This window comes from Lacticaseibacillus paracasei subsp. paracasei (genome assembly GCF_000829035.1).
GTDB classification, from domain to species: domain Bacteria; phylum Bacillota; class Bacilli; order Lactobacillales; family Lactobacillaceae; genus Lacticaseibacillus; species Lacticaseibacillus paracasei.
The window spans coordinates 2,410,468-2,431,810 of sequence record NZ_AP012541.1 but is presented as its reverse complement, the minus strand read 5'-3'; the positions used below and the strand labels follow the sequence as shown (position 1 = coordinate 2,431,810).

Below are 21,343 nucleotides of genomic sequence, written 5' to 3'. Positions count from 1 at the left end.
GCTGTTTATCCTGTGACTTACCACTTTATTTAGACTGGTTGGGGAAGGAGCACGATGAGATGCATCGAATAAAGAATGATGGTTTGCAACAAATGATTGAAGGGATGACCTGGCGTAAATTCCTGACAATGCTGATTTTAGGATTTATTGCGATAGATGCTTGGTCACACACTGACCAAATTATTGCGGGGTTTTTAAAGGGATGGCAGGGCATGTAGGTGTTTGTGACCGGTGGAAAATTGCGCCAATCACAAACTCCGCGACTTTTTCAACACTGCAGCGTCACTTCTCCTTGGCTTAGCGTAGCGTCGTTTGCCGAGTGAAGTGGCTTTTTTTGTCAATAAATGACCGCTAGCGAATTTTTGACGGATGATCGTCAACGTTAAATGGCGAAAACACGACGTTTAAAATTAGTTGACTAAAAGCCATTCATTAATCGGTATATTGTTCATAGCAATGTCGGAAAAAGCCGGCTTTGTCAACTTGGATGAAGGTGACGGAATGAAAAAGAAACGGCAACGGTTGTTCACGCCTGGATTACGTGTTTTATACATTTTTATCTTGGATGAACTTATAGAAGCATTTGTGTTCACCCCATTTTTGAATTTTCTACAGCTGGATTTTTGGGCAGACATTGTGCTCTATAAAGTACTTAGTTTAGTTATCATTCTGGGGCTCAATCTGTTGCTGTTAAGACAAAAGATTATCTTTAGGACGTCATTTGGCTGGCCAAGCTGGCAGAAATTTGTGTTCTGGGATATTGTGGGCTGCCTTGTGGCCTGGCAAATTTTTACCAACCGAAACTTCTTAGATATTTTACAAGCAAGTGTCATTGGTACCATCGCCGCTGTTCCTGAAGAGTACCTATATCGCGGGGTTATTTTCGGTGGATTGCTCCGCGCCTTTTACCTTGCTAACCGTGGTGGTACCAAACGTAACTTTCTCTATTGCATGTTACTAAGCAGTCTGGCGTTTTCGCTTGCACACTGGAGTAATCTGCCAAGCCAAGGTGCTGTTGCAACTGTGGGTCAGATGATTCAAGTCAGCGGGATGGGCATGCTGCTGGCTGCTCTCTACGTTCGTTATGGCACATTGCTGATGCCGATTTTTGTTCATTTCATGATCGACATCTTGGTAACGCTGATTCACGGCCCTTATCCCAGCAAATTAAATGGGGTAAGTGACGAAACGACGCTCATAATCGTTTCGGTGATCTGGGCAGGCATTTACGTGGCCATTTCTATGTGGCTCTTATGGCACTGTCATGACAAAGAAGGGTTCATGGCAAGGTTAGCAGGCCAAGCAATCAAATAAATTTATAGTATCTTGGACGCCTGTACTCGCAATTGCAGAAGACTTTATTACTGGATATGCTTAATCGCTTATTTAATTATAGAAATATCGACAAAAGAGGAGCTGAATCAAGTGACCAAATCTAAAAAAAGTCAAAGAATGATTATGATCCTTGCTTTGTCAGCAATACAGGTAATGATACTCAGTATTCTGTACAGGATTATAAATCCAAAAGAATTCGTTTCTATGATTTATCAAGTTAGCACTAACAATACAATGAGATTCGTTATCATATTCGTGATATTGTTTACCTTCATAGCGAGCATGATAAGCTCGTCTCTTTTGGTGTCTGTATTCGATTTTTTGAGGAGTGATTTATTCAAAAAAGGAAGCTCTAAATGATTTTCATCTGTGAATATGACTTTCGTTTTCTCGTGCACACTTAAACACTTTGCCAGACTAAGGTGTTATTGCAACTGTTGAACAGATAATTCAAGTCAGCGGATCATGATGTCTATATGCATTTAATCTCCTCAATTGGCAAATGAACCGTTTGTATTATTGCAAAAATAAACATTGAAGAATGATAGAGAGTGGGTCTGTTTATGAGTTTTAGAAAAGTGAGCAGCTTTATTGTTGGTGGCGGCTTTTTATTTGCTATAGTTTGGCTGATTTTAAGTGATCTAGATTTGTTACCTCACATTTCATTTATTGATCGCTACTATTTGATCTTTCTCGTTATTTTTATTGTGGTGTGTGAAAAAAGTCAAAAAAACAAGCCTACAAATTAAGCGATGACGAGGCGACGCTTAGTTTGTAGGCTTATTTTGATTCATCACGATTCCAAGTGTTGTGGTGCCAGTCCGCATGCTTTGACAGACCAAATAGTTTCTTTAATAAATCAAAACCGTTAGCAACGATTGCGAGGTCAATCACGATATAGACAAAGATACTTGAATCATCGGGAACAAGAAAGAGCAACGCCACTAAGCAACAATTAATGATCCACATTGACAGTGGTTGTTTCAACTGCTTGTATGCATTCATGAAAGTCATCTCCATTGGGTTATGCTCAGCATCTTTAAACTTTCAGTATCATTACATCATTTCATACTCATAATAACTAGTGTTCAAGAAAAATGGGTCATCAAAAAATAAACGTCGTAAAATCCCCTTTTTTCGTCGTATTTTCAATTTTTTGACGATAGAACTGACAAAAAAATTGAAAATATCAACGTTAAAATTTAAGTCACCACAAAAGCAATTGCTAGCCGTATATTGTGTGTAGGGTAGCTAGCACCCCCGACCGTTTTACCTAAGAACCAAATGTTTAGCAATGAATCACTCAAAGAAAATGGAGGGATAACAATGCAACAATTCATGACTTTAGATAACAGCAGCTTGGAAAAGATTTCTGGTGGCGAAAACGGTGGTTTATGGTCAATCCTTGGTCTCGGTCTTGGATTCTCCGCACGGCGCGCTAATAGTTTGTTTGGGCCTACTCCAGAAATGGCCTTAGATCTTATCAGCCTATTCAAATAATACATTCCTAGCTAAACAGCAAAAGGAGGATGTGCACAATGACTAACTTAGAAGATAAAGAACTTAGCCAGATCACTGGTGGCTTTGCATTTGTGATCCCAGTGGCCGCCATTCTAGGATTCCTAGCATCAGATGCGTGGAGTCACGCAGATGAAATTGCTAGTGGTGCCAAAACTGGCTGGGAAATCGCTAACAAGTACAAAATTTATTGATTTGCCAATCGATTCGTAGAACTGCCCAGCAATCTCGTCTCATTCGAAAGCTGATCGCAAGAACTGATCCTTAAGAATAGTTGCTTGATATACTCAAGGATGACGACATCGACCAACTTAGATGAGATTTTTTCAACTTTGTATACTATTTTGGTTTATCAATATGATGACCTAGCTTGCACATGGCGATAGCGTACGAAGAAATTTACTGATAGTAAGCATCGTACCTATGCTTACTACTGCCTATCCATCCTAGATTGCATAATTAAAGTTACCACCCAGAAAATGTGAAAAAAGACCTGTCCGTTCTTGCTAAAATGGTGTTTGCATAACATACCATCTAGAGAGAAGGACAGGTCCCATGGCCATTATAACCTTAATTGAACGATCTCAGATAGAACTGATGCAACACCACACGATTCAATACATCGCCGCGACCTTAGGCCGCTCTCGTATTTCTATTAGGCATGAGCTTCACCGTTGCCCTGAAGGTGATTACTGCGCCATTATAGCTCAGGATCATGCCGATACTTGTCGGCATCGTTGTGGTCGGCACTCGATTTTAACGCCTAAGTTGAAGCGGATGGTAACTGAGAAGCTAAACCTAGGTTGGTCCCCTGAAATGGTCGGTTATGCCGTTCACTGTGCGCCACACACGATTTACCACTGGATTTATCAAAGACAAGTCGATTTTCAGCCAAGCCAACTCTTTGATCACGGTAAACGTCATAAAAGAAGACAAGACCTTCGGTCGCGCTATAACCAAGCAGTAGGCACCTCAATTGAGATTCGCAGTGAGTCAGCTAATCGGCGAACCGAAAAAGGACATTTAGAGATGGATACAGTTCGCGGTGGTCGCGGGTCAAAGGCTGCTGTTTTGACCATTGTCGATCGGGTGACACGTTTAATGGCGACAACTAAGCTTGAAAACTTATCACAAAATGCTGTTCTCAAGGGATTTGCAAGACTGATGGTGGACTTTCCGGGTCCGGTTCGATCAGTGACGGTTGATCACGGTAAAGAGTTTTCCTGCGATCAGGCGCTTACAAAGCGCTATCGGATACCGGTTTACTTTTGCCACGCCTATCACCCGAATGAACGGGGCACAAATGAACGGTTCAATCGAGAACTTCGCTACTATTTCCCGAAGGGAACACAGTTTGATCAGGTTTCAGAGACCGATATTCAACAAGCCACAGCGCTTATCAATAACAAACCTAGAAAATGTCTCCGTTGGCAAACCCCAGTTCAAGCAGTGAGCAAGCCTCTTTCTAGGTGGTAACTTTATTATTGCAATCTAGGCCATACCATATATCTCTTAAAAGTTGTCACAAGATTGTCGGTATCTGCGCCATTGCTTTAGTTACTTCAATCATTTTAACTTCGATTAGCAGTGACCAGAGATAGCTCGGCGTCTCAAATAGATGCTTCAATTTAAGTTTATTCTTTGTCACATGTTTGGTTGATCGACAAACGTGAAAGACAATTTTGGATCTTTTATTGAAGTGCCTGCTCATGGGATGTTTACCGAAGTTCATTTTTGAGGCAGCAATTAGTTCCATTTTCAAAATCCAGACAACCTCCAACTTTCTTGATTTATCAAGAAAGTTGGAGGTATTTTTGTGGTAGTCATTTTATAGGCACTTATTAACTGGATGCGATGTGGTTATAGCAAGCCTAATTCTTTTATTGATTGATCCTTATCACGCCCATTCGAAGAAAGAGTGTAACAGATAACAAGATATTAGGTTGTGATAATGCGGATTTATTTCTAGTGCAACGTAGACAAAATCAGGAATTTTGTCGATGCCTTGTCTATCATAAACTAGTGTAAAAGCCGAAGAAGTAAACGTCGCAAAATTGTCTATTCCGCAGTACTTTTGCACTTTTTTTAAAAGAATTAACGAAAAACTTTAAATTACCAACGTTAAAAATTTTAGGACCACAGAACCATTTGTCGGACGTATACTGTGTGTAAGGTAGCTAAGCAGGTACTGAAAATTAGTGGACTTGTTACTTGGCATGGTGTTAAAAGGCATTGAAGCATGATATTGAGCTTTGGCTACCAGCTGGGAAAGTGGGCAGTCGCTTAAATAGTTAATCAGGAGGTCAACATGATCATAACTGGAGATAAAATGGCAAGATTTATTGGATGGCTCGGTATTGTTTTTTTACCCGTGTACATGCTTGCCTTTGCATTAAAGGTGATTCCTAAAGTTGACGTTATCGTCCCGTTGTTAATATTAACAACTTCTTCTTTGACTTTTGCTTCTTCAAAATCGGGCAAGAGACAGGGCAAGTTAAAGAAATAGGTTTGAGAATCTGTCGCTTCTTAAAAGTTATTCTAAAGGTGTCATCAAATAGACAGGCGCTGCAATCAAGGACTGAAACAGTTTTTGATTGCAGCGCCTGTTTCTCATGAACTAATCAGCTGGACTAAGGTGTATTTATATCTCAAAATTAAACAGCATTAATGAGTAAGCACTGCTGTAACAGATTCACAGGAAACAACACTGAATCTGTTGTCGTATTCAGCAGTTAAATGAAACAGTTACTAGAAACTTTGATATTTCTGCCAGGTTATGGGAATATCGGAGTTTTTTCAAGTTACCTTTATTTTCATCACCGTTTAGATTCGCTTCTAGTAGAGACACGAAAAAAGAGATATACCATTCAAGCATCATTTGACAGATCATTGGTAGCAGACTGTGGTTTATTCGCGGTCATCATGACCTGACGCAGGGCCGACACTCTACGAATGCTGACCTCAAGTTTGTCTTGATTATCCATGTAAACAAAACGGCCATGCGTGTCCAATTTAGAAATATGCGTTGGGTTGAGCAAAATGCTTCGATGACAGCGAAACAATGTTGGGTATTGGAGCGATACCTCCTTCAGGTTTCCCGGAAAGGTTGCGATTTCGCGTTCTGCATGTAGTTCCAACGTGCCAGAGATACCAGGGGTTGTTTGAATGTAAAGTAGCTCATCTAATATAACTGTAAAGAGATTTGAATCTATGCTGTAATTAAAAAGTCGTGGCGATTGCAATTGACGCGCCTTCAATCGCTTGATGGCGTAAACAATATTTGATCGCAGTCGAGCTTCAACTTCAAAAAGCACACTTTTATCAATTAAGTCTAAAGGTGCAATTTTGTGGGCCAGAATCGACAAGGCTTCTTCAGTGTGACTGGTGATGAACATGATGTCAGCGTATAAAGACTTTTTTCGAAGGATGGTGGCGATATCAATACCACTTACAGAAGATCCAGGGATGTCAATGTCCAGCAGAAAAAGGCAGTCATTAATCTCTTCTAGATCAACAGCATCTAACAAATCTGTCGCTGACTGAGTGGTGAATTTGATTTCGGCATGCAATGCCTCAATCATAATATAATTGCGAAGTGTACTTTCTAGGAAATTCAAGAAGTCAGCATTGTCTTCCAGAATGAAAATCTTCAGCATCGTTTGGTGGTTGGTCATGAAGTCATCTCCCTATAAACAAAGTGATCTTTAGTTGCTTGTTAATAACGGTCTTTTTAATGATGATATTTTTATTCTGCTGGATTAACTCATTTATGATGGTCAAGCCATTGCCATGCCCGCGGCCTTTGGTTGTGAAACCGGGTTCTGCAAATTTTGCTAGATTGAAATCATCATTGATATCGTTGACGACGCTTGCTTCTAGCCCCCGATCTGAAGCCACTAGCAGGACGCTGAAATGAGTCTTGTTAATCCTGATAGATTCTTCTAAGGCGTTATCGATTAAGATACCAAGTGCGCTGATGACGGCAAAACCGGCATTATTACTCAGCGGTTGGATTGTTCCTTCGGTGTGGATGTGTAATCTAATACCACTATTCGTCGCTTCTGACCACTTCAAATAGAGGAGATTTCGAAGCGGATCACTTTCGATTGCTGCTAATGAGTCTTTTCCACTTTCAGCTTGTTGTATTGACCTTTGAGCTTGCGCGATGATATTGCTCGTGTCAGAAGATTGACTTGCTGAAGTTTGTTGCAATGAAAGTTGGAGCGTTGCTAGTAGGTTCTTATAATCATGAAGAAGCTTGCTAGTATTTTCCCTTTGTTGGTTAAGTGATGCATAGTAAGCTCGTCGTGATTCATTGGTGTGTTTAACGACCAGTAGCTCAAGATAGTATCGGTAAGATCTCAAAATAAAAAATAGAGAGCATAAATTGACAACCATGAAAAAAATGAAGGCAGATAGTATGAGTAGAGCAAGAACATTATCAAGCTTTAGGAGTATAAAGGTAAACTCTAGAAAGTACATGACAGTGCAAGAGGCACCTAGGTAAAAGATAGCCGACATCCAAATACCATCTTTTTCTTGAACCAAATGACGCATATTATTGACAATTTTTTTCCTCGTACCAAACAACCAAATAGCCAATATGAGCAGTACGATATTGGTGATTAATTTAGACGTTATGCTTATAAAGAAAAAGTTATTGGTCATTGATAACGTGAAGAACTTTTCCAGTAGTGTTTGAAAATTGACAATAATCAAGTTGATTTCCAAAAATAGGAAAACCCAGAATACATCAGATCGGTTATGAGTTTTTGACATGTAGTAGGCATAGATCAATCCAAAGAAGATTTCACCAAGTAGCGATAGTGTTGTAGACAACACTATCGCTAAGATGGACCAAAAAAAATGTGAATGAGATTAATTCGGTTGAAAAAAATATATGACGGAAACGTTATGCCTAGGATGAACACGGGTGATGTTAAAAGAATATAGGCTAGATCAGAATAAGTTTCCATGGAGTTGACCTCTGAATGCTGAGTAGGGTTAAAAAATCATTGTAACAAACTAAGAAGAGACGTAGAAGCGACGTTAATCGGCGAAAACCCTACGTTTATTTTTGGAAAACAAGAACAAGCCAAAAGTCTGTTACATTGAATTCATGTAAAGCAAAAGAACACTTCAACTTGAATGAGGAGGAAAAAGAAATGAAACAGTTTGATGAGCAGAAGATGGTCAATATGAGTGACGAAGAACTTTTGGGATTCATTGGAGGTGACAGCATCCGTGATGTTTCGCCAACATTCAACAAAATAAGAAGATGGTTTGATGGTTTGTTTAAATAAATCAGGGAAATCGTGTTTACGAGGTTTCGCTCCCATCTAAATCATTAAGGTAGATGACATAAAGGTAAGGCCGGTAACCAACTTGTTCTGGCAGCTCTTTAAAACAAAGGAATTAGATTATTGATCATTTGTTTAATTAAAAGATTATATTACTACGATAATAATATATAAAAATAACTTTATATATTATTAAAGCGGTTACCGCGTTATCGGTGACAGTATATCATATCTTTTCTAAACAATTTCATGCTTTGCACAATTTTCTTGGATTTTAAGTTTTATGTTAAACGCTTTTACAGAGAAAGTGGTGTTCCACAAGCCTTCGCAGAATTTGACTGATTAGTGGCTTCTGGGACAGTCTTCTCCTCTGTAAGGTTAAGGGTTGTCATAACGACAACCCATTTTTTAAACAGTTCAAGGTATCACTTATTTAGAAAAATCCAGCACCAACCAGGAGGCATGCCCATGATCAAATACAACATAAAGCTCGGCCAAGCACAGTATTACAAGCGTTACTACACGCCTCAGGTGGATGAGCGCGATTGCGGGGTTGCGGCGCTTAATATGCTGCTGCAATTTAATGGCTCGGATTATTCGCTAGCGCATCTGCGACAATTGGCGAAGACGGATCAGGAAGGAACAACAGCGCTAGGGATTGTCCGCGCTGCTCAGGCGCTTCATTTTGAAACCAAGGCTGTCAAGGCGGATATGACGCTGTTTGATCTTGATGATGTTCCTTATCCGTTTCTTGTCCATGTTTTGAAGCGTGGCGAGTTGCTTCATTATTATGTCGTGTTTAAGGCGACAAAGGATCATATCTTGATTGGCGATCCTGATCCATCAGTAGCGATGACCTGGCTTCCCAAAGAGCGCTTTGCGAAGGAGTGGTCGGGGGTCGCTATTTTTATTGCACCAGAACCGCAATATCAACTACGCAAAGAGGATAAAGGCAGTCTTTTTGCGTTTGTGCCGATGCTGGCGCGGCAAAAAGGGATCATTGCCAATATTATTGTCGCCGCTGTGTTGATCACGTTGATTAGTATTGTCGGGTCTTATTTTCTTCAGTCGATTATTGATACTTATATTCCAAACGGGATGCGCACAACTTTGGGAATGATTGCCAGTGGCCTCATCCTCGCTTATGTCCTGCAGTCGGTTTTAACCTATGGGCAAAATTTTTTGATGGCTGTTTTAGGACAGCGTTTGTCGATTGATGTCATTTTGGGTTACGTTAGGCATCTTTATGAATTACCGATGTCCTTCTTTTCCACGCGTCGGACTGGGGAAATTGTGTCGCGGTTTTCCGATGCTAATAAGATTATTGATGCGCTGGCAAACACAATTATGACCTTGTTTCTTGATATTTGGATTGTCTTAATTTTAGGGATCGTGTTAGGCATTCAAAACACCACCTTATTCTTGGTGTCTTTAATTGCTGTGCCTTGTTATTTGGTGATTGTGTTCGCTTTTCAGCGGCCATTTAATCGACTGAATCAAGAGACGATGGAAAGCAATGCCATTTTGAGTTCATCTATTATCGAAGACTTGAACGGGATTGAGACGATTAAATCACTGACCGGTGAGAAAGTCAGTTATGAACGGGTTGACCGTGAATTCGTCACGTATTTGAAAAAGTCGTTCAATTATACAAAAGCTGATCAACTGCAGCAGGCGATCAAGGGACTGCTGAAGTTGGTTTTGAATGTGGTCGTGCTGTGGATTGGTGCGAGTTTGGTGATGGCTAACAAGATGAGTCTAGGACAGATGCTGACGTTCAATGCGTTGTTGGCATATTTCACTAATCCGTTAGAAAGCATCATTAATTTGCAACCAAAATTGCAAATGGCCAAAGTCGCGAATAACCGGCTGAATGAAGTGTATTTGGTTGAATCGGAGTTTAAAGAACAGCGAAGTTTGAATGATCGGCATTTAATTGATGGCGCCATCAATGTGACCGATGTGTCCTTTAAGTATGGTTTTGGGCAAGATGTTTTGAAACAAATCAACCTTGAAATCCCGGAGAATGCCAAATACACCATTGTCGGCATGAGTGGATCTGGGAAATCGACCTTAGCCAAGTTGCTAGTAGGTTTCTATCCAGTGGACACTGGCAAAGGGAAAATCACATTTAATGGGGTTCCCATCAGTGATGTTGATCTAACAACGTTACGACAATATATCGAGTATGTACCACAAGATCCGTTTATTTTTTCTGGCTCAGTCATTGAAAACTTAACGTTGGGTAGCCGTTCGAATATCACTGAAGCTGATATTGAAGCTGCCTGTTCAGTGGCGGAAATTGCTGGAGATATTTCGAATTTGCCGCAGATATGGCAGACCAAACTTTCTGAAAGCGGCAGTATTTTATCGGGTGGACAAAAGCAGCGCCTAGCAATTGCCCGCGCGTTATTATCACCGGCAAAAGTGTTGATTTTTGATGAATCGACCAGCAGTTTAGATACGATCACCGAGCGGAAAATTGTTGATCGGTTGTTAGCGATGACTGATCGAACCATTATTTTTGTGGCTCATCGGCTAACCATTGCTGCTAAAACGGAACAGATTGTGGTCATGGATCATGGTGCGATTGTTGAACAAGGAAATCATGCTGAGTTATTGGCCAAACAAGGCTATTATGCTCGGTTGGTAAGTGAGTGAGGAGGCCGCGATGATTGATCTAAAGAAGTTAGAGACAACCGAGTTTTATAACCATCGCTACCGTAATTTTTCAACAGTCATTATTGTGCCGACCGCGATCCTCTTTGTTCTGTTGTTGCTTTTTCTGATCTTCGCCAAGCGCGAGGTGACCGTTTTAACAGCGGCGGAAATTGCGCCGGTCAAAACGGCGGTCACGGTTCAAGGGACGGCGGCGAATCGAATTGTGACGAATCATATGAAGGAAGGCAAGCATGTCAAACGCGGCGACACGCTGCTGGTGTATCACGATGTAGCTCATCCTGCACAATTGAAAGTGCTTGAACAGCAACTGGCGACGTTGAAAGATCAAAAAGCGCAGCTCGAAGTTCTCAACCAGAGTATTGCTGCCAATAAAAACCTTTTTGCGAGTCCTGATAAATTCGGTTATCAGCAACAAGTTCGCGATTATCTCAGCCAACGTCGGGTTTACGAACTGGAATCGGAAGCCTTGCATGCGACCCAAGGTGTGGCCGATGGTAAGAGCAAAGAAATCGATCAATTGTTGCAAACCAGTATGCAGGCAAGCGAGGCTAAAATGACGGCGATTCGTGAGGCCCAAACGGCCATACGAACCGATCGCCCATTAAGTGACAATCACGCATACAACTATCTTTATTTGCAATATAAAGCCGAGGCTAAGAATGCCGATGCTGCTAATTTGAACAACTTGAAAGGCCAGTACCAGTCACAGTTGCAAAACTTATTGACAACCGAAAAGGAAACTCTCGCTTCCTTGCGCACCCAACGTATCAACCAGAAGCAGGCCGATCTTTCAGCGCAGCAGACGGGGCAGAATGAGGCAAAACTGGCCTCGTTGCAAAGCCATATGCAGCAAACCATGACTGCAGAACAGGTGAAAGTCCAACAAGGTACCCAAGAAGGCGAGGCGAAACTGGCGGCACTAAAGGACGAAAGTAAGAATTACCAAGTCAAAGCATCTGCCAGCGGCGTTTTGCATCTTGAAGCATCCTTAAGTGGCAACAAGTACATTCCGGCTGGCACCGTTTTGGCGCAAATTTTGCCAGACTTAGCCACGCAAAAAGAAGTTGAGTTGAAGCTGGCAGTTTCGCCAGCGGAAATCATGAGTTTGAAACGTGGTCAAAGCGTTCGGCTGCGAATTGCGGAGAATGTCCCATCACCGATGACGCTGACCGGCCGGATTGATGCCATTGATGTCGCACCAACTGTGAATGCTAAAGTTGGCAATTACTTTAAAGTACAGGCCCGAGTGCCACTGAGTGAACTACAGCGGCAGACCTTGCACTACGGTATCGCAGGACAGGCCGCCGTTATCACGGGAACGAAAACTTACTGGCAATATTTTGTCGATAAAATGTTTAATCACCAGTAAAATTAAGGCTCATTTTTAGGTGAAATATGAAAAATACGACGTTAATCGGCCAAAACACGACGTTAATCGGCAGATTGCGTCACACAACGCGGGAGATGGTAATCTTACAATAAGCAAGTGCTTGTTAAAGTTGGGATGGGAATTATCTTTTGTTCCTCAATTTTCAAGTCAAGTGCAACGATGATAACGAATTCTTGATAGTGGTCTAGGCTGTTACGCCATGCATCGGTAGTAATCGCATGGGCGAAGATAGTTCAGAATACGTCTGGGACGATGGTTCAGTGCGGATTGGACTGCTTGAATTTCAACCAGGGTAATTGCTCTGAGAGACTTCCCTTTCGGGAAGAATTCCCTAAGCAGTCCATTGGCGTTCTCGTTTGTGCCACGCTCCCAAGGCGAGTACGGATGTGCGAAGTAAATCTGGGTTCCAACAATCTCTGATAACTTGGCAAACTCGGAACCATTGTCAAAAGTGATACTCTCAAATTCCTTGGCCCCGTAGTCGTCGATCGTGTCCTGCAAGGCTTTAAGGCAGGTGCCCGCATGATAGTCAGGAATCTTGACGATGATCTCAGTCCGGCTGTACCGTTCTGTGAGCGTCATTAATGCTGGCTCATCAGCTAAGCGAATACCTTTGACCAAGTCGCCTTCCCAATGTCCCACGCCTGTGCGGTCATTCACGGCCGCAGGACGCAACTCGATTGAGTCGCCGTATATCTTCTTATTCTTGCGCTTGTGGGCGTTCTTATAGCCTTTGATGCGGCGTCGGAGCTTCTTGGGAAGTGTCATGTTGTCTAGCTCAAGCAGCCCGGCGTCGATGTAGCGATACACAGTTGTCGTTGAAGGGCAAGCCTTGCCCTGGTCGCGATAGAAGTGTACGAAGCTATCAACGCTGTGTACGCGCGGCTTACGAGTAAGCTCCCTGGCGAGAGCCTTGAAGAACGCACGGCCGGTCTTAAGAAAGGCGTAGTGACCGGTTCTATCGCGTTTACGGTCGTGCATGGCTTGGGCAGTTTCCGCAAGATAGACTTGATGCGAGTGACGCTTCGAGTCGAGCTGAGTTACAGATCCACGCGTGATTTCTCGTGAGATTGTCGCTTTACTGCGATGAAGCTTCTGTGCAATCACGGTCGCGGTGTCACCAGCAGCCTGAAGGGCCTGAATTGTAGCACGGTCGCTAAAACTGAGTTGTTGGTAATGCTTGTGGGTGTTAGTCTGAGAGTGGGTCATGAAGATTCCTGCTTTCTTGTTTAGCTAGCACTAACAAGAATAGGTCTTCATGGCCTTTATGGTCTAGTCGTCAGGGTGTTGCACTTGAATTGTAAACTGGGGAATTATCTTTTGTTAAGGGAAAGGTAAAGGGGTATGGAATATCAACTTGAAATGGAAGCTAGGAAATTGATTATGATTCTCCGTCATGAAATTCATCAGTTGCATCCGCTTAATCGGTCGCCGGAGATGGCGTATGTCGTTGATAGAGTCGCCGGTGATATGGACAATGAACTGCCGCATGGACCGGAGTTTGATCGCAATTGTTTAGATTTGCCCAAAAAATTGATTTCATTTTGTCAACCCAAAGTATCCAGTTGAGTCAATTGGGGCGGGATGCGATTGATGACATTCGACGGTTGGCGAACGGAGAACCACTTGGCAAGCCAGAACCGGAAAGGCGTGGCATACAACGCTTTTTTGCCCATTTGTTTGGCTGTAACTAAAAACATTGGAAACACACTGGTTGTCGCTTAGCGTGTCGATAGTTTGATCGGCAGCAGGATCACAAGTTTGGGGTGTTGAAGATAGACGCTTTGGTTGATGCAGGTATGGTGAGCTTGATGGTGATGGGCGGTGTCATTTGTTACGCGGTGCCGGTCTTTTGGAAAAGAATACTTCGCAGACACCTGATTCACGAGATTAAGACCCTGAATCAAGGATTGCAGTTATCAAGCAAAGCCATGAGCCAATTAATTGATCCGGAAAATCCTTATATGGTATTTGCTGATGAAAATGGTGAACTGGATTTTTCATTTTTGTGGCTAGGCAACTTGCGTCAATTGAGGCGTGAACTGCGTCTAATTAAAGAACAGAAAGCTAGGGTTTGACGACGCGTTGGTGATTTAATCAAAACTAGCCTAGAGGCACCCGATCCATTTTTGCGGCTAGTGGCATAGACGAAGGAGGTTAAGTTTTGAATGATGGGCATATCATTTGTTATTTCGTAGCTGCTGTGTTAGCTGCTTTAAAAAGTGTCATTTGAGTGCCGTATTTCAGCGTAAACTGTCGGGGTAAGAGACGAGGCCTGGTTTGATCGCCAACGCGTGTACGTCAGATGTGCTAAAATAGTGAATGTTTATTTTCATTTTTTCAAGATAACACATTCCTATAAGAAGAAGGATCGGCACAAGTTATGACGGCAAAAAGTAATCAGACAGCGCGAGGAACGCGGCCACTTTCAGAAAAACATCACATGCAGATTCCATGGTATGACGTGATTGTCAGCGAAGAACGGCAGGCAGATCATGCCACGCTTGAGGAACGTGCTTCACTCGTTGGTCGGGTGGGGATTATGTTGCTGGCGTGTGGAACTGGGGCATGGCGCGTGCGTGAAGCTATGAACACGGTTGCGCGTGCTTTGCGAATGTCGTGTTCTGCTGATATTGGCCTCATTTCGTTATCCTACACTTGTTTTAGTAACAACCACGCCTACTCCGAAGTTCTCTCATTATCGCAAAGCGGCGTGAACACCGACAAACTTGATGCACTTGAACGGTTTGTGCGCAATTTTGAAAAGCAATATACCACGGAAACGGTGCGCGAGATTCATCATCGGCTCGATCAGATCCAGAAAATGTCGGGTAATTATGATCCGCTGCGAGCAGGATTGGCTGCGGCGCTGGCGTGTTGCGCTTTCGTTTTTCTGCTTGGCGGTGGTCCAGTTGAGATGGTTTGCTGTTTTGTTGGCGCGGGTATCGGCAATTGGTTGCGTGGTATTATGATTCGCCGCAGCTGGACCTTGTTGGCCTGCATTGGCGTCAGTGTTGCTGTTGCTTGCTTAGCGTACTTCCTTGTTTTTCGTGGATTAGAAATGAGTCTGGGCATCGCTGCGCGGCATGAGGCCGGTTATATTGGTGCCATGCTGTTCGTGATTCCCGGTTTTCCGTTCATCACGAGTATGTTAGATATTTCGAAGCAAGATATGCGGTCAGGGATGGAGCGCCTGCTGTATGCCTTGATGATTACGATTGTCGCATCACTGGTCGGTTGGTTAGTCGCGATGATTGTGCACTTGCGCCCTGAAAACTTTGTTGATCTGGGATTGAATCCGATGCTTTTGCTGCTTTTTCGGTTGATTGCCAGTTTCAGCGGCGTCTTTGGTTTCTCGGTTATGTTTAACAGTCCAAAGCGCATGGCGGTACAAGCTGGTTTGATTGGGGCAGTGGCGAATACGCTGCGACTTGAACTGGTCGACTTGAGCACGATTCCACCGGCGGCTGCCGCTTTTATTGGCGCATTGGTCGCGGGGTTACTTGCTTCGGCGATCAATCGAATTGACGGCTACCCACGGATCTCGCTCACAGTGCCATCCATTGTGATCATGGTGCCTGGCTTGTATATTTATCGAGCGATTTATAACATCGGCTTAAATAATATCGGCGTTGGCGCTGAATGGATGACCCGCGCCGCTTTGATTATCATGTTTTTACCATTGGGACTGTTTACGGCCCGCTTGATCATGGATTCGCGATGGCGGAAAAGTGATTGAGAGCATCATTTGGTTGGACACAAAAGGCCCATTTCCGTGGTACCATGGCGCGAAATGGGCCTTTTTGTGTTCCGAAAGACTTTTAAGAGGTGAAGGAAGAATGAGTATTTTAAAATGGTATGCTGGCGGTCAAGACCGAGCAGAACAAGCGATTAGTATTTTAACTGAACTGGTGGCAGACCTAAATCATAGCCAGCAGAAAATGCCGTTACAACAAGTGTTAAGTGATTATATAGAGGCGTTTAGAAAGAAGGATTCAGCTGTTCCGTTCATTCTGAGCCGCATGAATCTCGACATTTCCAGCGCTCTGAAAAAACCAGATTGTGTTAACTGTTTCAGAGTCGGATAAGCTTGATGCATTGATGGCCCTGGCGAATATTCGGTATGGTTACTAACAATAGCTATCCAGTGTTTTGGGGGCGGTAACAGCAGTCAAGCATGGTTCAGTTCACATGACAATTTAAAAAATTAAAACCATCCGTTATGTTTGGCATGTCGGTGGTTGGTGGCTGATCGGTCATCCGTATCAACATTGCGCCGCATTTTTTGAAGTGTTAAACTGCCGTTATCATTAGGAGCTGATCGTATTGGGTGGAAAGGAAACGCGGTTATTTCAGGCCATTGATGGCGCCTATAATGATGCCGCAGTTCAGTCGGATGATGAGATTAAACGTTTTTTATTTGAATCAGCCCAGCGATTGGCAAGTGGTGATCGGTTCGGTTACGTCGCTGCCCGCCTTGACAGCTTCATCGCGTCTTATTCGCAGGTTCGTCACTTTCAGTATCCGTCTGCACTTGAGCCAGTTTATAAATTGGTAGCAGGCGCTAGTATGCGAGCGCGCGGAGGCGGCGGGTTGAGCGTTTGGCTTTGAATATTTGTAAGGAGGACACGTTCATGAAAAAACAAGAAACACAATTGTTTGAAGCAATCGATGTTGCTTATGCAGACCCTGAGATTGCCAAACAGGATGATCTTCGAAAGTTGTTGTTCACATCAGCGCAACATCTGCAAAATGGTGATCCCTATCAGATGGTTGCTGTGAAGTTGAAGAACAGCATTTCACGCTACGTGGCCTTGCATCAGTTGGATGCACCTGACGCACTGAACAAACTTTATATGAAGATTGGGCCAATGGACGATCGAGACTGGGGATTGACTCAGATTTTTAGATGAACTTGACGACCTACAGAAGGGCTTTTGCACAAGCAAGGGCTTTTTTAATTTGCCGCAATCACGGATTTTGGCTCAGGATGATAGAAAAGCAGTAGTGTTGCGCACAGGACACCAGCGATTGCTAGGCCGACCGTTAAACTGGATGCTGGTAAGAGGAGACCGAGCAAGGCGAGCAGCCAGATGCCAGTCCAACTAATTAGGAGTAAAGCAATGGTGCGAAAGTAGCCAGCCAGACATAAGTTGACCAGCCCGATGCCAACACAAAGGCTAATGAGGAGTGGGCGGGAAAACGAAAAGGCATTTGTTTTAGCCGAAAAATAGCCGATTAGCAAAGGGACGATGATAAAAAGAGCAAAGGCGATTAGAAGGCCGAAAATGGTTTTAGAAGAGACTTTGTTGAATGAAATGCCGCGGGCAAAGGGAACGCCAATGAAAGCAAACACGACAGCAACAGGTGCCGCGATACTGCTTAATGAAAGTCGATGCTCTTGGCCAACTAGCATCGTGAAAATGATGGATGCAAATAGAAACATGACAATCGGCCAGTATTGATCAAAGAGATACCAGGCAGGCACACGCGACAATTCCTTCAAAATATTGTCCGCCGCGGTCTGCGGATCGTCACTAAAGAATGCAGCCACGCGATGGCCGGCTGTTTGTGCATCGGTCAATGTCGTTAGTAGGTCATTGATAGCTTGTTCAATAGCGTACGGATCTTTGCGTAAATCAGTCCGCAAATAGCCGATGACGGTTTCGGTGTAGGTATAGTCAGTGCCGTGAATGGCTTTTAGTTGTTGATCGTTTGCAGTTCGGAGTTGTTTTAACTTTTTCATGAGTAGCCTCCATAAAGCATTTGGCACCGTTGTCGTGATAAGTATCGTCAGGTCAGGATACTTCCAGATGTGACTGTGACTCAGGACGGTAGAAAAGTAGCAGCAAACAGGCGCCTAGGCCAACAAAGGCTAAGCCAACGGATAATTCCGAAATTGGCAAGAAAAGCGTCGCCGCCGTGAAAGCCCAGATTGCTGACCACCCAAGGAATAATAAAGCGCTTTTTCGAAAGCAGGCTGCAAGCCCTAAATTCAGAAAGACAAAGCCGCCACAGATGGGAATCAGTGTGGTGCTAGAAAACGATAGGTTGAAAACATGATTTGACACATAGCCAATTAGTAGAGGCAAGCCAACGATGAGGAATAGGCTGATCAAGACACGACGGATTGTTTTACGAGAAAGCCGATTAAACGAGATACCTCGACCAAATGAAATGCCAAAGAGGCCTAACGAAACGATCAACATGGGGAAAAAGTCGGTTAGTAAGAGGCGGGTTTCGTGATCGACCACCATCATCAAGATGCCGTCAATCAGCGGAAACATGGCAAAAGGCCAGAATAGGCTGACAAAATAATCAAGCGGGGCAGGCGGCAATTCTTTTAAAATATTATCTGCTGCTGTTTCAGGATCATCGCCAAAGAAGGTTGAGACTTTGCGTCCTGCTGTTTGAGCATCAATCAAAGTTGTCAACAAATCGCTAATCGCATGCTCAACCGCATATGGATTCTTGCGAAGCGCACCACGCAGATAGATAACCACCGTTTCGGTATAAGCGTAATCTGTGCCGTGAATTTGTTTGAGCTGTTGATCGTTGGCCATACGCATTTGGTTCAACTTTTTCATGTTGTGCCTCCTTGGTTGAGCTTAGCCATCGCTTGACTCAGTTGGTGCCATTGTTGCTGAAAATCAGCCAGTGTTTGTTGGCCAGCCTCGGTTAAGTGATAGTATTTTCGATCCGGTCCGCTTTCAGATGCTCGCCGAACGCCCACAATTGATTTATTTTTTTGCAGTTTCAGTAGCAACGGGTAAATGGTACCTTCAGGAATATCGCCAAAGCCCAGCGCACCTAACTGTTCGTGTAATCCGTAGCCATAAATATCGCCTTGTTGGATGATCTGTAAAATGGCGCCTTCGAGAATGCCTTTTAACATTTGCGATGAAGGTTGCATGGCTTAACCTCCTTTTGGTACCTTGTTAAGCATAGTATAATCGTGAGTGAGTACCTTGTAAAACAAGATACACATTTAAGAAAAAAGTCAGCAACATATGCTGACTAATTGGGCGTATCAGCCTGAGCTGGTGGGTTACTTAGTTTCTTTTAGCTCACCATAGCCAAAAATCATGAAGATGACCCCGGCTGTTTCCATGAGTGGCTTCGCAACGCTGCCAATGTAAAAACCGGTTAAATAAGCGGCATTAGTTTGCTGGGGATTAGCGATCTTTCCGTTAATGAGAAAGAAAATGGTGCTCCCTCCTATAATGAGAAGTAAAAGCAATATGCGATGAGGCAAACCGTTAATCCATGCATGATAGTCTGGGTAGTGAGTCGCAAGTACGATCAAGTTAATCACAAATGCGAGTGTGAGCCAACCGACAACAGACCTGAAGTTGTTTGAAACAGCTTGCAGTCCCCAGAGGACTAAGAAAAGGGTAACATTCAAATAATAGGTAACTTGAAAATACTTATTATCCCGTTGTGCATGTTTGTCAATCGCGTCGTAATGATCTGTCATCGTCTGATCCTCCTGTAATAGTTGATCCAAAGAAATATCATAAAAATCGCTAATCCTGACGAGTGTGCCGATGTCAGGAAAACTGCGCGCATTTTCCCAGCTGGAAATTGTTTTTGGGGAAACGTGTAATTGCTCGGCAATTTGTGTTTGTGTGAGTTGTTGCTGTTGGCGAGCCAGTTTGAGTTTGTCGCTGAATTGCATGTCCTTCACCACCTGCTATTATTGTTGAGGCAGGAATAAAATTACACAAGCTTTTTTCAATTGATAGAGGTCTGAGAATCATAGAGTCATTGATATGACGCGATTTTGATGCACATTGCTGATGGATGATTGTTGACACTAGTGCGCAGGATAAGTTGAATGCTTGCTAAAATGTGGGGTAGCTTTTGGCCAGAATGCAGATGATTTGGCCAGCTTTCACGACCATGGGTGTAATAGAAAAGCCCGGCATCTGCCGAGCTTGTGACCCTCTTAATGCGTTTGAACCAGCGAGCCAGCCATGGCACCGAGGAGGCAGCGGAATGAGCGGCCAAGTTGTTGCCGATGATGTTTATCGAGGCGCCGGAACGCCCCAAGATAGTGGCGCCAATGATTTTTTGTTTTAGCTAGATCATCTAAGGTGATGGCATTGCCGCTGCGCAAAATGCGGTAAAGTGCGTCCACGGTAACCGCAGTGGCTTTGGCATCAAGGCCAGCTAACCAAAGGGCAAAAGTTTTTTGGAAATAGCGCGATACCCATGTTGTGGTTGGCAAATGAGCGAAGGTCGTGTCGGCAATGTTCCAAGTAAGAACATCGTGTTGGCCGAACAACTTCACGCGACTTTTGACCACCTCAAAATTCATCGCTGGATCGAGACTGACGCCAATTAAGGAGCTTTGTGGAACGAGCTTGGTGACACGGTCACGATGGCTTGGATCAAGCGGGACACCGCTCGGCCCATCGAAGCTATAAACATGAGCAACTTGACTGGCTAATGGTTGTGGCAAGTGGTCAAACGCATAGGTGGCGATACTGCCGCCTTTGGAATGGCCAGTCAGGTAATAAGTGCCGGGATGCTGACTGATTTGTTTAATCAAGTAACTTAATGCCCGACGCTGCGCTGGAATCGTTGGCATGAAGCTCATATTGAGATCTTCTTTCCAACCAACCAGTTTATTGGTTGTCCCCCGAAAACTGACACAATAAACCCCGGGGGCTAATGTGAATGTGATGGCCGCGAAGTCTTCTTCGTTGCGATGGCTGCAAGTTTCCAGCCAATTTTCCCAAGTAACCCGGGCAAAACGTTCACCGTGACGCATGGCGTCTAACATGATCTGATGAGTTGGAATCGCCCAAGTTGTCAAGGTAGCCCTGTTTAGGCGGGTACTGTCATTTAAATCGGCAAAACGCGCATAGGGCTGGCCGATCAGGTAATTGAAGTTCAAATAACCAAGTTGCGCAAATAAACCCGCATCAAGTTCAGTGAGCGGTGTTTGTTGAAATGACGCCAAGCTATGGCGTTGAGGGTAATCAGCAATTGAAGGCATTTCAATACTCCTAGTTCTTGAATAACTTTTTCGAGAAATTGACTATCTCTAGTGTAACCGGTTTACTGGGGTAAAGTATGTAATATGCTGTCAATTGTTGTGTATATTTAATGT

The 21,343-nt window shown here is 43.6% G+C and carries 23 protein-coding genes and 2 pseudogenes; 15 read left to right on the top strand and 10 right to left on the bottom strand.

The genetic code is table 11. The features are described from left to right. The first annotated feature begins 59 nt into the window (after positions 1–59). Together LBPC_RS17055 and LBPC_RS11895 are read left to right on the top strand one after the other, a co-directional pair. Positions 60–218, top strand: a complete 159-nt coding sequence (locus tag LBPC_RS17055) for a hypothetical protein (protein WP_167595908.1) — start codon at positions 60–62, stop codon at positions 216–218. 283 nt (positions 219–501) lie between these two features. Then, on the top strand, positions 502–1,314 hold the full coding sequence (locus tag LBPC_RS11895; RefSeq protein ID WP_032781092.1) for a CPBP family intramembrane glutamic endopeptidase: 813 nt from the start codon (positions 502–504) through the stop codon (positions 1,312–1,314). An 801-nt stretch (positions 1,315–2,115) separates the two neighbouring features. On the opposite strand, the gene LBPC_RS11885 is transcribed toward LBPC_RS11895, so the two are convergent. Beyond that, entirely contained in the window at positions 2,116–2,340 is a 225-nt protein-coding gene (locus LBPC_RS11885; RefSeq protein WP_003567359.1) for a hypothetical protein, read from the bottom strand. Positions 2,341–2,661: 321 nt separating this feature from the next. Between LBPC_RS11885 and LBPC_RS16840 the strand changes: the two genes are divergently transcribed. From LBPC_RS16840 to LBPC_RS11870, 3 genes are all read left to right on the top strand, one after another. Further along, positions 2,662–2,835, top strand: coding sequence for a ComC/BlpC family leader-containing pheromone/bacteriocin (locus tag LBPC_RS16840; RefSeq protein WP_016365869.1), 174 nt, complete (start codon positions 2,662–2,664; stop codon positions 2,833–2,835). A 38-nt stretch (positions 2,836–2,873) separates the two neighbouring features. Beyond that, a complete protein-coding gene (locus tag LBPC_RS11875; protein ID WP_003599800.1) occupies positions 2,874–3,047 on the top strand; it encodes a bacteriocin in 174 nt (57 codons plus the stop codon). Between the two features lie 361 nt (positions 3,048–3,408). Next, positions 3,409–4,329: an IS30 family transposase gene (locus LBPC_RS11870; protein ID WP_003574021.1), complete on the top strand. Its 921-nt coding sequence runs from the start codon at positions 3,409–3,411 to the stop codon at positions 4,327–4,329. Between the two features lie 46 nt (positions 4,330–4,375). Here LBPC_RS11870 and LBPC_RS11865 read toward each other — a convergent pair whose 3' ends face one another. Continuing rightward, positions 4,376–4,615, bottom strand: coding sequence for a hypothetical protein (locus LBPC_RS11865; protein ID WP_003603311.1), 240 nt, complete (start codon positions 4,613–4,615; stop codon positions 4,376–4,378). A 546-nt stretch (positions 4,616–5,161) separates the two neighbouring features. Between LBPC_RS11865 and LBPC_RS11860 the strand changes: the two genes are divergently transcribed. Continuing rightward, positions 5,162–5,359, top strand: a complete 198-nt coding sequence (locus LBPC_RS11860) for a hypothetical protein (protein ID WP_003661762.1) — start codon at positions 5,162–5,164, stop codon at positions 5,357–5,359. 361 nt (positions 5,360–5,720) lie between these two features. Here the strand turns inward: LBPC_RS11860 and LBPC_RS11855 are convergent, their stop codons facing one another. Continuing rightward, positions 5,721–6,527, bottom strand: a complete 807-nt coding sequence (locus LBPC_RS11855; RefSeq protein ID WP_003567351.1) for a LytR/AlgR family response regulator transcription factor — start codon at positions 6,525–6,527, stop codon at positions 5,721–5,723. A gap of 4 nt (positions 6,528–6,531) precedes the next feature. Then, a complete protein-coding gene (locus tag LBPC_RS11850; RefSeq protein WP_032775417.1) occupies positions 6,532–7,650 on the bottom strand; it encodes a GHKL domain-containing protein in 1,119 nt (372 codons plus the stop codon). A 368-nt stretch (positions 7,651–8,018) separates the two neighbouring features. Between LBPC_RS11850 and LBPC_RS11845 the strand changes: the two genes are divergently transcribed. From LBPC_RS11845 to LBPC_RS11835, 3 genes are all read left to right on the top strand, one after another. Continuing rightward, positions 8,019–8,156, top strand: a complete 138-nt coding sequence (locus tag LBPC_RS11845; RefSeq protein WP_003571414.1) for a bacteriocin-like peptide, LSEI_2386 family — start codon at positions 8,019–8,021, stop codon at positions 8,154–8,156. Positions 8,157–8,621: 465 nt separating this feature from the next. Continuing rightward, positions 8,622–10,814 (top strand): peptide cleavage/export ABC transporter, encoded by a 2,193-nt coding sequence (locus tag LBPC_RS11840; protein WP_016383809.1) that lies wholly within the window; start codon positions 8,622–8,624, stop codon positions 10,812–10,814. A 10-nt stretch (positions 10,815–10,824) separates the two neighbouring features. Continuing rightward, entirely contained in the window at positions 10,825–12,204 is a 1,380-nt protein-coding gene (locus LBPC_RS11835) for a bacteriocin secretion accessory protein (RefSeq protein ID WP_016366046.1), read from the top strand. Between the two features lie 213 nt (positions 12,205–12,417). Here the strand turns inward: LBPC_RS11835 and LBPC_RS11830 are convergent, their stop codons facing one another. After that, positions 12,418–13,434, bottom strand: a complete 1,017-nt coding sequence (locus tag LBPC_RS11830) for an IS30 family transposase (protein ID WP_003596308.1) — start codon at positions 13,432–13,434, stop codon at positions 12,418–12,420. A gap of 135 nt (positions 13,435–13,569) precedes the next feature. Here LBPC_RS11830 and LBPC_RS15895 point away from each other — a divergent pair. The 6 genes and pseudogenes from LBPC_RS15895 to LBPC_RS11800 all read left to right on the top strand — a co-directional run bounded on the left by LBPC_RS15895 (position 13,570) and on the right by LBPC_RS11800 (position 17,138). Beyond that, a pseudogene (locus LBPC_RS15895) lies at positions 13,570–13,919 on the top strand (hypothetical protein). A 72-nt stretch (positions 13,920–13,991) separates the two neighbouring features. Beyond that, entirely contained in the window at positions 13,992–14,303 is a 312-nt protein-coding gene (locus LBPC_RS11820) for a hypothetical protein (RefSeq protein WP_003580849.1), read from the top strand. A 305-nt stretch (positions 14,304–14,608) separates the two neighbouring features. Then, complete coding sequence (locus LBPC_RS11815) at positions 14,609–15,964, top strand: threonine/serine exporter family protein (protein ID WP_003567335.1); 1,356 nt, start codon at positions 14,609–14,611, stop codon at positions 15,962–15,964. A gap of 100 nt (positions 15,965–16,064) precedes the next feature. After that, positions 16,065–16,359 (top strand): annotated as a pseudogene (locus tag LBPC_RS11810) (bacteriocin immunity family protein). A 192-nt stretch (positions 16,360–16,551) separates the two neighbouring features. After that, entirely contained in the window at positions 16,552–16,836 is a 285-nt protein-coding gene (locus LBPC_RS11805) for a bacteriocin immunity protein (RefSeq protein ID WP_003599758.1), read from the top strand. Between the two features lie 23 nt (positions 16,837–16,859). Then, positions 16,860–17,138, top strand: coding sequence for a bacteriocin immunity protein (locus tag LBPC_RS11800; RefSeq protein WP_003567328.1), 279 nt, complete (start codon positions 16,860–16,862; stop codon positions 17,136–17,138). Between the two features lie 44 nt (positions 17,139–17,182). On the opposite strand, the gene LBPC_RS11795 is transcribed toward LBPC_RS11800, so the two are convergent. From LBPC_RS11795 to LBPC_RS11775, 5 genes are all read right to left on the bottom strand, one after another. Continuing rightward, positions 17,183–17,971 (bottom strand): hypothetical protein, encoded by a 789-nt coding sequence (locus tag LBPC_RS11795; RefSeq protein ID WP_003661773.1) that lies wholly within the window; start codon positions 17,969–17,971, stop codon positions 17,183–17,185. Between the two features lie 52 nt (positions 17,972–18,023). Continuing rightward, entirely contained in the window at positions 18,024–18,812 is a 789-nt protein-coding gene (locus tag LBPC_RS11790) for a hypothetical protein (RefSeq protein WP_003599757.1), read from the bottom strand. Then, positions 18,809–19,138, bottom strand: a complete 330-nt coding sequence (locus LBPC_RS11785; RefSeq protein WP_003567322.1) for a PadR family transcriptional regulator — start codon at positions 19,136–19,138, stop codon at positions 18,809–18,811. Before LBPC_RS11785 ends, LBPC_RS11790 begins: the two co-directional genes overlap by 4 nt. Before the next feature lie 135 nt (positions 19,139–19,273). After that, a complete protein-coding gene (locus tag LBPC_RS11780) occupies positions 19,274–19,903 on the bottom strand; it encodes a helix-turn-helix domain-containing protein (RefSeq protein WP_003599756.1) in 630 nt (209 codons plus the stop codon). Positions 19,904–20,173: 270 nt separating this feature from the next. Next, a complete protein-coding gene (locus tag LBPC_RS11775) occupies positions 20,174–21,229 on the bottom strand; it encodes an Mbeg1-like protein (RefSeq protein WP_003661774.1) in 1,056 nt (351 codons plus the stop codon). Between the last annotated feature and the right edge of the window lie 114 nt (positions 21,230–21,343).